The sequence below is a fragment of the Curtobacterium pusillum genome (genome assembly GCF_013359865.1).
Taxonomy (GTDB): Bacteria; Actinomycetota; Actinomycetes; order Actinomycetales; family Microbacteriaceae; genus Curtobacterium; species Curtobacterium pusillum.
The window spans coordinates 107,528-120,204 of record NZ_JABMCE010000074.1; the positions used below are offsets into that span (position 1 = coordinate 107,528).

Annotated in this window: 8 protein-coding genes; 5 read left to right on the plus strand and 3 right to left on the minus strand. The window is 71.9% G+C overall.

The features are described 5' to 3' along the window. Positions 1-142 precede the first annotated feature (142 nt). Together HP507_RS09020 and HP507_RS09025 are read left to right on the plus strand one after the other, a co-directional pair. On the plus strand, positions 143-709 hold the full coding sequence (locus HP507_RS09020; protein WP_175351453.1) for a hypothetical protein: 567 nt from the start codon (positions 143-145) through the stop codon (positions 707-709). Beyond that, a complete protein-coding gene (locus HP507_RS09025; RefSeq protein ID WP_175351454.1) occupies positions 709-2,943 on the plus strand; it encodes a hypothetical protein in 2,235 nt (744 codons plus the stop codon). Before HP507_RS09020 ends, HP507_RS09025 begins: the two co-directional genes overlap by 1 nt. Positions 2,944-3,033: 90 nt before the next feature. On the opposite strand, the gene HP507_RS09030 is transcribed toward HP507_RS09025, so the two are convergent. Continuing rightward, on the minus strand, positions 3,034-4,335 hold the full coding sequence (locus tag HP507_RS09030) for a glycosyltransferase family protein (RefSeq protein WP_175351455.1): 1,302 nt from the start codon (positions 4,333-4,335) through the stop codon (positions 3,034-3,036). Positions 4,336-4,552: 217 nt separating this feature from the next. Between HP507_RS09030 and HP507_RS09035 the strand changes: the two genes are divergently transcribed. Then, positions 4,553-7,042 (plus strand): glycosyltransferase, encoded by a 2,490-nt coding sequence (locus tag HP507_RS09035; protein ID WP_175351456.1) that lies wholly within the window; start codon positions 4,553-4,555, stop codon positions 7,040-7,042. Further along, entirely contained in the window at positions 7,039-7,791 is a 753-nt protein-coding gene (locus HP507_RS09040) for a polyprenol monophosphomannose synthase (protein ID WP_175351457.1), read from the plus strand. The genes HP507_RS09035 and HP507_RS09040 overlap by 4 nt, the downstream gene beginning before the upstream one ends. A gap of 57 nt (positions 7,792-7,848) precedes the next feature. On the opposite strand, the gene HP507_RS17880 is transcribed toward HP507_RS09040, so the two are convergent. Both HP507_RS17880 and HP507_RS09050 read right to left on the minus strand, forming a co-directional pair. Beyond that, the gene (locus HP507_RS17880; protein WP_254701021.1) at positions 7,849-9,726 is read right to left on the minus strand and encodes a glycoside hydrolase family 25 domain-containing protein; all 1,878 of its coding nucleotides are present in this window, start codon (positions 9,724-9,726) and stop codon (positions 7,849-7,851) included. Positions 9,727-9,902: 176 nt separating this feature from the next. After that, positions 9,903-11,204: an O-antigen ligase family protein gene (locus HP507_RS09050; RefSeq protein WP_175351458.1), complete on the minus strand. Its 1,302-nt coding sequence runs from the start codon at positions 11,202-11,204 to the stop codon at positions 9,903-9,905. 92 nt (positions 11,205-11,296) lie between these two features. Here HP507_RS09050 and HP507_RS09055 point away from each other — a divergent pair, with 92 nt between their 5' ends. After that, positions 11,297-12,670 carry a hypothetical protein gene (locus tag HP507_RS09055; protein WP_175351459.1) on the plus strand — a complete coding sequence of 458 codons (1,374 nt, stop codon included), beginning with the start codon at positions 11,297-11,299 and terminating at the stop codon, positions 12,668-12,670. Positions 12,671-12,677 lie beyond the last annotated feature (7 nt).

Consider the following 12,677-nt stretch of genomic DNA (forward strand, 5'->3'; position numbering starts at 1 on the left):
TGTCCGCCGTGCGCCGAACGACAGCTGTCGTTCGCCCCCGTGCGAGGGTCAATGTGCGCGATGGCAACCCTCAACCTTCACTTTCGGGTTACCGTTGACGCAACCCGGACCCTTGTCAACATCCACAGGACGGCCCGTCAGCATGCAGCTTGCTCCACGGCCGATCGCTGCGCTCGCGGTGGTCGGTGCTCTCAGTCTCCTCGCGGCGGGTTGTTCCGCCGGGGGAGACGACCCCACCCCCTCTCCCACGTCGACTGCGACCGCCTCCGCGTCACCGACCCCCACGGCGGTCGAGACCGGCGGCTCGTCCACCCCGTCCACGGGCGGCGACGACGACGGCTCCGACGACGTCCCCACGGCGTTCCCCGGCAGCGGTCAGACGTCCCAGCCGGACACCGACCCCTCGGACTTCCCGGCCACCGCCGTCGTCACGTTCGCCGGTTGGGACGCCGGCAGCAAGACCCTCCAGGCCGGAGGGCTCGTGTCCGGAACGACGGACACGTCCGGCACCTGCACGTTCGCCGCGACGAAGAGCGGTGTCACCCGCACCCTCACCAGCGCTGCCCAGGCGAGCGCGTCGTCCGTGAACTGCGCACAGGTGTCCTTCCCCTCGAGCCAGGTGTCCACCGGGACCTGGTCGATCACCCTCAAGTACACGGTCGGGTCGAAGTCGACCACGTCCGAACCGATGACGGCGGAGGTGCCGTGATGTTCCGTTCCACGACCAGCGACGGGCGACGCCGCCCACTGCGCTCGGCGCTCGGGATGGTCGCCGCACTGGCGATCGCCGTGAGCGGCCTGACCATCGGCACGATCGTGTCCGAGGCGACGACGACGGAGTCGGCCTCGGCCACCGCCGTCGCCGGGAACTTCGACCCCGGCAACATCATCAGCGACCAGAACTTCTACAACGGCTCCGCCATGAGCGCGTCGTCCGTGCAGTCGTTCCTCAACAGCGTCGCGCCGAACTGCAAGCAGCAGTCCGGGGGGCCCGCCTGCCTGAAGAACTTCACGCAGAACATGAGCGCGATCTCCGCGGTCTCCGGCCGGTGCTCCGCGATCGCCGGTGGCACCAAGTCCGCGGCGACGGTCATCGCGCAGGTCGGTGCCGCGTGCGGCATCAGCCAGAAGGTGTTGCTCGTCCTCCTCCAGAAGGAGCAGGCCATCGTGACCACGAACGCCCCGACGAGCTACATGTACCTGCACGCCACGGGCTTCGCCTGCCCGGACACGGCGCCGTGCGACCCGGCGTACTACGGCTTCGGCCAGCAGGTCTACGCGGCAGCGCTGCAGTTCAAGCGCTACCAGGCGTCCCCGACCTCGTGGGCGTACCAGGCGGGGCGGAACAACTCGATCCTCTACAACCCGAACGCCGCCTGCGGTCGGAAGACCGTGTACATCCAGAACCAGGCGACCGCCGGGCTGTACATCTACACGCCGTACACGCCGAACGCCGCCGCCATGTCGAACCTGTACGGCACGGGCGACAGCTGCTCGGCCTACGGCAACCGGAACTTCTGGCGGATGTACACCGACTGGTTCGGCTCGCCGACGGGCAACGGGACCCCGTACGGGCACCTCGACTCGGCCAAGGCATCGGGCACGACCGTCACCGTCAGCGGGTGGGCCGCGGATCCGGACACCACGAACCCGCTCCGCGTCGCCTTCTACGTCGACGGCGTCGGCAAGCGCACGGTCACGGCCGACGAGACCCGGAACGACCTCGCGGCGACCCTCGGAGCGAGCAACGTGGCGCACGGCTTCACGGCGAGCCTGACGGGCATCGCGGTGGGGACGCGCTCCGTGTGCGCGTTCGCGATCAACCAGGGCCGAGGAGCGAACGCGCTGCTCGCCTGCAGCTCGGTGACCGTCAAGAGCGCGCCGCCGATCGGCAAGCTCGACACGGTGACCGGCGGCGCGGGATCCATCGCGGTCGCGGGTTGGGCCATCGACCCCGACAACGCGCAGCCGGCGCACTACAAGGTGCAGGTCGACAGCGTGGGCGCGATCTCGGCGGCTGCCGACGTCACACGGAACGACGTGGCGAAGGTGTACCCCGGCGTCGGCTCGACCGTCGGGTTCTCGCGGACCATCCAGAACGTCGCGCCCGGCTCCCGCACGGTCTCGTTGTGGACGCAGGACAAGCCCGGCGCCGCCTGGGTCAAGGTGTCCGAGCGGTCCACGACCGTGACCGCGAAGACGACCGGCTCGACCGGCGACAGCGGGACCGTGTACGGCAAGTTCGACGCCGCGACGGGCGGCGCCGGGACCGTCGACGTCCGTGGTTGGGCGATCGACCCGGACGTCTACGACCCGGTCCGCTACAAGGTCCACATCGACGGGGTCGGTGCCGGTACCGGCACCGCCAACGCGAACCGGACCGATGTGCAGCGGGTCTACCCGAAGTGGGGAGCCGACGTCGGGCTCGTCCGCACGATCACCGGGGTCAAGCCCGGCAAGCACACCGTCACCGTCTGGTACCAGGACCTCCCGAGCGGCACCTACCGCAGCTGGGGCTCGAAGACCGTCACGGTGACCGCCGCGAGCACTTCGACCAAGCCGACCGCGACGGCGACGCCGACGCCGACGCCGACGAAGTCACCCGCGACGAGCACCGGCAAGACCGGTGCCGTGGGCGGCTCGTTCGACCAGGCGAAGGGCGGGAAGGGCACGGTCGCGGTGAGCGGCTGGGCGATCGACCCGGACACCTTCGACCCGGTCCGCTACAAGATCCACATCGACGGTGTCGGCGCCGGGACGGGACTCGCGAACGCGACCCGCGCGGACGTCGAGCGCGTGCACCCGGGCTGGGGATCGGACGTGGGACTCTCGCGGACGATCACCGGGGTCAAGGCGGGGACGCACACCGTCACCGTCTGGTACCAGGACCTCCCGAGCGGCACCTACCGCAACTGGGGCTCGAAGACCGTGACGGTCTCGTAGACGGCCCGGTCCGACGGACGGGAGGCGCGGTGCCGGCTGGCACCGCGCCTCCCGTCCGTCACGGGGTCACGTCGGACGCGGCGGCCGTGCTCAGGGGCGCCGGCGGAGGACGCGCGCGACCCCGCCGAGCCGGTCGAGCACGCGGTACTCGGCCGACCGGGTGAGCGCTTCGTACCGCAGCGCGATGGCGTCGCGCTCCGCCTCGGCGTCCCGGCGGGCGCGGTCGAGCACGGCGACGGCCCCCTCGGAGACGATCAGCCGACGGTTGATCTCCTCGATGCCGGAACGGTGCACGTCGCGCTCGCGCGCCGTCTCGCGGAGCTCCTCACGCTGCAGGGCCGCCCACCGGAGCAGCGGGGAACGCGCGCCCGCCCGAACGGAGGCCCGTTCGCGGGCTGCGTCGAGCGACGGCCCGACCTGCGCGGCGCGCGCCGCGTAGGAGTGCCGCGCGACGACGACGGCGCGGAGGCGCTCGACGAGGGCGTCCCGATCGGCCGTGGGCATCGCGAGGGCCCGCTCGAGCGATGCGACGTCCGTGAAGACCGGGACGTCGCCGAGTCCGAGTTCGTCGAGACCGAGCGCGCAGTCGGTCACGGGGAGGGCGCCGCAGGCGAGCGACTCGTACAGCCGGGAGTTGAGGGTGCCGAACTCGGCGGCCGGCGCGATGACGTCGTCCACCACGAAGGCGGCGGCGCGGTAGACCTCGGGCAGGGCGAAGTAGGGGACCGCGGGCCGGAGCTCGACGCCGGGTGAGGCCTCGACGTGCTCGACGTTCGCGGCGAACCACACGATCGGGTCCGCGGGCGAGACCTCGAGCAGGACGTCCTGCACGCGGCGGCGGGCTCCCCAGAAGTTCACGGTCGTCACGGTCCGGTCGCTGCGCGCCGGTGCCGCGCCGCTCGTGTCGTCGGTCGTGAACAGGTCGAGGTCCACCCCGATCGGGACGACCTCGACCGGGCCGTCGAACGCGCGGGCGAGCTCGTCCCGGGCGATCGACGACGACGCCCACACCGCGTCGAACTCGGCGAGGTACGGCACGGACGCCCACTGCGCCGTCCAGTTGCGCACCCATGCCACGGTCGCCGTGGCGGCGGGCACGAGGCCGGGGACGAAGGACTCGATCATGCTCACGAGGACGGCGGTGTCGTCCGGCACGTCCTCGGCCCACCGGGCGATCGGCCACACGTCCACGCCCCAGCCCTCGGCGCGGAGGGCACGGGCGAGGCCGAGCGCGACGAAGAGGTCGCCCTTGCCCTCGGACGGGTCGTCCGTCGACACCGCGAAGCGGATCGTGCCCCTGGGCCCCGTCGCGTGGTCGCCGCGGGCGATGGCGGCGTACTCCTCGGCGAGGGGCGACGATGCGGGGGAGGTCGGGATCGGGTGCTGCGTCACGGGGACTCCGGCTCTGGGGGAGATGGCGTCGGGACCGATCGACGGTCCCGGGGCGGACGGCCGGGGTGGGCGGCCGAGTGCCATTGTGCCCGAAACGGACCCGATCCCAGCCGAGCGCCGTGCTGCGCCTTGTAGGGTGTCATCGGCTGGCGGGCACCCCCGACGGCCGGATCACCGACCCACGCCGCACCCGCGGCAGCCGCTGGAGGAACTCGCCGTGACAGAGCGCAAGCCGGGAGTCGTGTCCGTCGTCCTCGTGAACTACAAGGGCACGGACGACACGCTGACGAGCATCGCGGAGCTCCGCAAGCAGGACTGGCCGCAGGACCGGCTCGAGGTCATCGTCGTCGAGAACGGCTCCGGTCCTGAGCACCTCGGCCGGCTGAAGGCCTCGGACCTCGACTTCACGCTCGTCGACGCCGGCGCCAACCTCGGCTTCACGGGTGGTTGCAACCTCGGTGTCGAGAAGTCCTCCGGTGAGATCGTCGCCTTCCTCAACAACGACGCCCGCCCCGATGCCGGCTGGGTGCGCGAGGCGATGGCGACGTTCGCCTCCGGCGCGGACATCGGTGCCGTGGCCTCGAAGGTCCTCGACTGGGAAGGCGTCGACGTCGACTTCACCGAGGCCGCGATGACCTGGTACGGCATGGGCTACAAGCCCTTCGCCGGGTCCCCGGACACCGGCCGCTGGGAGTCCGAGACGGACGTCCTGTTCGGTACCGGCGCTGCCATGTTCATCCGCGCGGAGCTCTTCGAGCAGCTCGGCGGGTTCGACGACCGCTACTTCATGTTCTACGAGGACGTCGACCTCGGGTGGCGCCTCAACCTCCTCGGCTGGCGCTTCCGGTACCAGCCGAAGTCCGTCGCGTTCCACAAGCACCACGCGTCGATGAACAAGTTCGGCGACTTCCGCGAGACTTACCTGCTCGAGCGCAACGCCCTGTTCACGCTCTACAAGAACCTCGGCGACGAGCAGCTCGCGGCGGCGCTGCCCGGGTCCCTGGCGCTCGCCGTCCGGCGCGCGATCGGGCGTGGCGGACTCGACTCGACCGAGCTCGACCTGCGGAACCCCGGCGACGACAGCGTCCCGACGATCCCCGTCCCGAAGACGAGCATGGCGGGCATCTACGGCGTCGACCAGTTCGTCGAGCAGCTGCCGTCGATGACCGAGTCCCGCCGTGCGATCCAGGCGACGCGTGTCCGGAGCGACCGTGAACTCCTGCGACTGTTCGGCAACCGCGACGAGCCCGCGTACCCGATCGAGAACTACCTCGCGGGCTACGACAAGATCGTGCACTCGCTCGGGGTGCTCGAGGTCGGCACCCGCCGCCGGGTGCTCATCATCACGGGCGACTCCATCGGCGAGAAGATGGCCGGCCCGGCGATCCGTGCCACCCAGATGGCGAAGCAGCTCGCGAACGAGCACGACGTCCGCGTGATCAGCCTGACGCGGTCGTCGCCGATCGACCCGTCGTACGAGGTCGTCACGGTGCCGCACCGCCACCCGCGCCAGATGGTCGAGCACGAGGCCTGGGCCGACGTCATCATCGTGCAGGGCCACGCGCTCCGCCTGTTCCCGGTGCTCGAGTCGACGCGCAAGATCCTCGTGGTCGACGTGTACGACCCGCTGCACCTCGAGCAGCTCGAGCAGGGCCGCAGCGACGACGTCGACCAGTGGAACCGGCAGGTCCTCGACGCCTCGGACACGCTCAACCACCAGCTCGAGCTCGGCGACTACTTCATCTGCGCGTCGGAGCGGCAGCGCATGTTCTGGCTCGGCCAGCTCGCCGGCTCCGGGCGTGTCAACGCCCGTACGTACTCGCGCGACCCCGACCTGCGCTCGCTCATCGGGGTCGTCCCGTTCGGGCTGTCCTCGACGCCGCCGGTGCACGACCAGCCGCGCGTGAAGGGCGTCGTCCCGGGGATCGGCAAGAACGACAAGCTCGTCGTCTGGGGCGGCGGCATCTACGACTGGTTCGACCCGATCACGCTCGTGCGGTCGATCGCACAGCTCGCCGAGCGCCGTCCGACCGTGAAGCTCTTCTTCATGGGCGTGCAGCACCCGAACCCGGACGTCCCGGAGATGGACATCGTCGCGAAGGTCCGCGCCGAGGCCGAGGCGCTCGGGCTCACCGGGAAGCACGTGTTCTTCAACGACGCGTGGATCCCGTACGAGGAACGCGGCGCCTACCTGCTCGAGGCCGACGCCGGCGTCTCGACGCACTACGAGCACCTCGAGACGACGTTCTCGTTCCGTACCCGCATCCTCGACTACCTGTGGGCGCGTCTGCCCATCGTGACGACCGCCGGCGACTCGTTCGGTGACCTCGTCGCCGAGGAGAAGCTCGGCGTGGCCGTGCACGAGCAGGACGTCGACGGTCTCGCCGCCGCACTCGAGACGGCGATCTACGACAAGAAGGCGCGGACCGAGTTCATCGGCAACGTCGACCGTGTCCGCGAGCAGTTCACGTGGGAGAACGTCCTCGCGCCGCTCGTGGAGTTCTGCCGGAACCCCGTGCGCGCCGCCGACAAGTCGGTGCGCGACACGGCCGCCCCGGTCGAGGTGCACCAGATGCGCGTGCGCGTGCCGGACCGGAAGAAGCTCTACGGCATCCGGCACGACGTCGGCCGCGCAGTGCACTACTTCCGCACCGAGGGACCGCGGAGCGTCGCGGGCAAGATCAAGCGCCGCCTGCAGAACCGGTGACCCGAGCGACCCCCACGGCCCTCGTCGTCGTCCCGACGTACGACGAGGCCGAGAACGTCCGCGCCGCCGCGACCGCGGTCCTGCAGGCCGTCCCCACGGCGCACCTGCTCGTGGTCGACGACGGCAGCCCCGACGGCACGGCCCGTGTCGTCCGCGGGATGGCGGCGGAGGACGAGCGCATCCACCTGATCGAACGCAGCGGCAAGCTCGGTCTCGGGACGGCGTACGTCGCCGGGTTCCGGTGGGGCCTCGAGCGCGGCTACCCGATCCTGGTGGAGATGGACGCCGACGGATCGCACCCCGCCGATCGCCTGCCGGCACTGATCGACGCCCTGCTGGACGACGAGTCGGTGGCGCTCGCCATCGGGTCACGGTGGATCCCCGGCGGCTCCGTGGTCGACTGGCCGCTCCGGCGCGAGGTCCTCAGCCGCGGCGCGAACACCTACGCCCGGATCGCGCTCGGACTCGGTGTGCGCGACGTCACCGCGGGGTTCCGGGCCTACCGCGCCGACGTCGTGGACCGGATGGACCTCGAGTCGGTCGACTCGAAGGGGTACTGCTTCCAGGTCGACATGACGCTGCGCGTCGACGACCTGGGCGGACGCATCGTCGAGGTGCCGATCCGCTTCCGGGACCGCGTCCACGGCGTGTCGAAGATGAGCCGGTCGGTGGTCGTCGAGGCGATGCTGCGCGTCACGCAGTGGGGGGTCGAGCGCCGCTTCCGGCGCGCGTTCCAGCGCACCCGGTGACGGACGGGAGGCACGTGGCGGCGCCGCCACGTGCCTCCCGTCCGATCGTGGGGCGTCTCAGACGCAGCTGACGTCACGGTCGAAGCCGCCGGACACGAACTGGACCATCGTGGTCCTGCCGCCGGCGACGTACGGCGCGGCGGAGCACGCCGCCTGCGCCTGGGCCGCGGTGGCACTGCCGATCGCACGCCAGGTCGGCAGCTTGTACAGCGTGCTCGTCGACGGGACCGTCCCGAACAGGGTCGTCCACTCACTCGGCGACGAGTACACCCCGACCTGGGCGCCGATTCCGGTGAAGTAGGCGGTCATTCCCTCGAGCGTGGCGCGGTTCAGCGTGGTGGTCTTCTGCCACGAGCCGTCCGTCTCGGCGTCGAGCCACCAGCGGTACGACGCCGGGTTCGACACGCCACGCTCCTGCGCGTCCTCGTAGGCGCGGTTCCAGCCGTACATCCACGAGCACCCCGTGGACGTCAGCGCCGCGGTGCCGGTGGTGCACGCCGCGTAGGGGTTCGGCGCCGAAGAGCCGCCGGGGTCGACGTTGCTCGTCGGCCACGACGCACGCGACAACGTCGGGTCGTCCTTGAACGCCTGACCGGGGTTCGCGGTGTTGACGTACAGCTGGACCTTCGGCTGCGAGGTGCCCCCGGCGGAGGCCTGCGCCCATGCCAGCTGCTGGGCGAAGTACGGGTTCGTGGTGGTCGCGAGCCCGTGGTTGACGCCGACGACGCCGAACGCCTGACCCGTCGGGTACCCGGACGTCGAACCGCCCTGCGGCCAGGAGACGTCCGCGCCGAACCCCGAGCCGCTGGAGCCGTCGACGAAGTACCCGGCGACGTCGAGGTCGAGCACGGCGGACCCGCGGGACACCTTCACCTGCACCCGGCGGTCGGTCGGGGACCCGACGACCTTCGTCATCACGAGGTTCGACACCGCCTGCCGCGCGCCGAACACCTGCGTGGCGACCTGCGCGTCCTGACCGGCCGGCGTGAGGCGCAGGTACCCGGCGGCCGTCGTCTGCTCGGTCTCGGCGTTCGCGACGATCGCGGTCGCCGTGCCGGGGACACCGGCGGTACCTGCCACCCGGACGGTCCGGGCGGTGGTGGACACCGGGCCCGCGTAGGCGCGCACGGTGTCCATCGGGACGAACACCGATCCGGTCGTCGTGTTCGCGTAGTAGCCGGCGACGTCCATGAAGACCGTCGCGGTACCGCGGGAGACCTTCACCTGGGCCGCGCCGCCGGAGAGCTTCACGATGACGAGGTTCGAGATCGTCGTGCCCCGGGTGAAGACCTGCGCGGCGACGACGGCGTCCTTGCCGGCCGGGGTCACCCGCACGTAGCCGTCGGCGGTCGGCGTCCCCACCTCGGTGTTCACGGCGACGGCGGTCGCGTTCGTGGGGATGCCGCCCCGGCCGGCGAGCGGGACCCGCACGGCCGAGGTGCCGACCTTCTGCTGGAACACCCGCGCGGCGTCGAGCGGGGTGTACGTGGCGCCCGACCCGTTCGCGTAGTACCCGGACACGTCGAGGTAGACCGTGCCGCTCCCCGCGGAGAGCTTCACCTGGATGCCGCCCTGCGCGAGCCGGACGGTGGCCAGGTTCGAGATCGTCTGACGGGCGCTGAACTCCTGCGTGGCCACCCGGGCGTCGACCCCGCGGGGCGTGACGCGGACGTACCCGGCCGCCGTGGGCTTCTCGACCTCGACGTTCACCACCACGGCCGTGGCGGTCGAGGGGACGCCTGCGTGACCGGCGATCGTGATGACCTTCGCGGTGGTGCCGACGCTGCCGGACCAGACCCGCGTCGTGTCGAGCGGCGTGTAGCGGCCGGTGGTGGGAGCCGCGGCGTTCGCGGTGGTGGCGGGGCCGACGGCCGCGAAGCCGGTGGCGACGACCACGGCGGCGAGGACGAGGGCGATCCGGTGCTGCAGGCGCATGGAGGTCCTTCTCGTGCGAGGGCCGTCCCCCTGACGGCCGATCGCAGTCTAGGGGGGACGGCGGGATGCAAGCCATGGAACCTCTGCGGATGTGCGTCTCCGGACACACGTCGAGCGGTGACCCGCGGCGGGCGGGACGGGCTCGCCGGAGCCGCACCGCGCCTCCAGGCCGGGCGTCAGCCGCGCGGCAGGTGCCGCCGCCACGACCGCCGGCGTGCCGCGATCACCAGGACCGCCACGAAGACCATGAGTCCGGCACCGTGCAGCAGGTAGCTCTCGGCGGTGCTCGTGACCCCGAGGAGCACGAGGACCGCGGCCGGCCAGACGTACGCGACGCCCGGGAAGGTCGTCGCGGTCACCCAGGCCCGGGCGAACGCGAGCAGCGCCGTCATCCCGAGGATGATCGTGCCGGCGAGGCCGATCTGCAGCCAGGCGTCGACGAACGCGTTGAGCCCGGACGTGAACCGGGCCCCGGCGGGGTCGATGAACGTGACGTACGGCACGACCGCCTCGTGCGGCCACGTCCCGACCCATCCCCAGCCCTGGATCGGGAACTGCGCGACGAAGACCCGGATCTGGGACCAGAGGTCGAGTCGCGTCGCGGTCCCACCGGCCGCGCCGATCTCGGCGAGCACGCGGTGGCGGGCGATCACCCCGACGACGATCATGAGCAGCACCGAGCCGCCGAGCACCCCGTTCACCACGGGTCGCGTCGTCGGTCGCGCGTGGCGCAGCGACCACAGCGCGAGGGCGGTCACGGCCAGGGCGATCATCGCGAGGCCGGTGATCGGGGACTGCACCAGCATGAGCGCGATCACCGCGAGGGCGGTGGAGGCGATCGCGCGCCACATCGTCACCGAGCGGGTGAGGAACTCGACGACGAACGTCACGAGCGCCATGGCGGCGATGAACCCCATGAAGTTGCGGGTGCCGCCGATGCCCTGGATCGGTCCGCCGTACGCGATGTTCCCCTGGATGCCGAACGCCGGGATCGGGACGTCGAGGACCAGACCGGACAGGACCTCGAGCCCGAGGGCGGCGACGAGGAGGATGCGGAACGCGTCGCCCGAGGCCCGGATCACCTGGACGAGGTCGCGGCCCAGCGCGAGGTACAGCCCGAGTCCGATGAAGCACACCGTCCCGACGAGCCCGCGGAGCGCCACCCAGGAGTACTCGCTCCAGAGCACGCTCAGCGCGCAGTACCCGACGAAGGCCATGAGCGACAGCGGCAGGACCCCGTGCCACTCGATCCGGTAGCGCTGGCCGAGCAGGCTGAGCCCGGCGAGGACGAAGAGGGTGACGAGCACCGACCAGACACCGGCCTGGCCGACGAGGGCCTGGACGGTCGGCTGTCCGAAGGCGAACAGGACGATCACGGTCGCGAGCGCCTGGCTGAACCTGCCGCCGGCCGAGAACCCGATCCAGGCGGAGAGGTAGCGCCTGGCGAGCACACGCTTCGTCAGCCGTCCGTCCGTCACCAGACCATCTTGGCGTACGCACCTCGGAGCCGGCGTGATAGCGGAGCGTCGATATCACCGATCCGCGATGGTTCCGCTAGCGTCAGCGGACGATGGACCGCACCCGGACCGCGACGGCACGTGTCGTCTTCGGTGTGCTCGCCACGCTCGTGGTCGGGGCCGGCACCGCCGCGCTCGTCTGGTGGCGGCTCGGTCCGGTCACCCGCGGCACCGTCTGGGCGGAGGACGGCGGTGTCTTCCTGCGCGACCGGGTCGCCCTCGGTCCGCTCGACTCGCTGCTGCACCCGTACGCCGGGTACCTGCACCTCGTGCCGCGTCTGCTCGTCGACGTCGGCTGGGCGTTCCCGGTCGAGGACTACGCCCGCGTGGTGTCGGCGGGCGCGTGCGTCGTGGTCGGCGTGGTCGCCGCCGTCGTGTTCGTCCTCGCCCGGGACCTCGTGCCCTCCTGGCCGATCCGACTGCTGCTCGCCGCCGTCCCGGCGCTCCTCCCGCTCGCCCCGTACGAGATCGCCGGCAACGCCGCGAACCTGCACTGGTTCATGCTCTTCGCCGCGCCGTGGTGCTTCGCCCACCGGTCGCGGGCGTGGTGGGGGAGCGCCGCCGTGGCCGTGCTCACCGGGTTCGTGGTCCTGACCGAGTTGCAGGCGGTGCTGTTCCTGCCGCTGCTCCTGCTCGCGTGGTTCCCGCTCCGGGACGGTGCCGGTACGCGCGCCTGGCCGAGGGCCGTCCCGGTGACCGCCGTCGCCCTGGTCGCCGCCGGGGCGCAGGTCGTCGTCGCGCTCACCGATCGCCGGATCTCGGAGCCGGGCTCGCCCGCGTTCGCCGACGTCGTCGGCGGCTGGGTGCTGCAGCCCTTCGCCGGCGCGTGGGACCGCGACGTGGCCGCCGCCGTCCGGCTCGTCGTCGCGCACGGCTGGGCGCCGGTCCTCGTGCCGCTGGCAGCGCTCGTCCTCGTGGTCGTCGGTGCGCTCCTGGTCGGGACGTGGCGCGCCCGCTGGATGATCGTCGCGCTCGCCGTCGCCTCCGGCGGAGTCTGGTGGGCGGCGCTGCTCGCCAACGCCGGGGCGGCTCAGCACTGGTCGCACCCGGTCGCGGCCCTCGAGGCCGTCCCGCCGCAGCGCTACGCGGCGGCGTCCGGCCTGCTCCTGCTGGCCGCGGCGGTCGTCTCCGCGAGCGTGCTGATCGGGTGGCGCGCACCGATGGGCGCGGGCGTGCAGCGGGTCCGGACGGGAGGCGCGGTGCGCGTCGTCGGGGTGGTGGCCGGCTGGTGCGTGGTCACGCTCGTCGTCGCGGCGGCCGTGGGCAACCTCGGACCCGGCGCGACCAGACGGAGCGTGGGACCGGTCTGGGCCGACGAGATCCCGGCAGCGGCAGCGGCGTGCGACGGCGAGCGGTCACGCGTCGTGGACGTGCGGACGGCTCCGTGGTCGGCGGAGGTGCCCTGCGCGCGACTGCTCGAGCGCTGACCCGGCC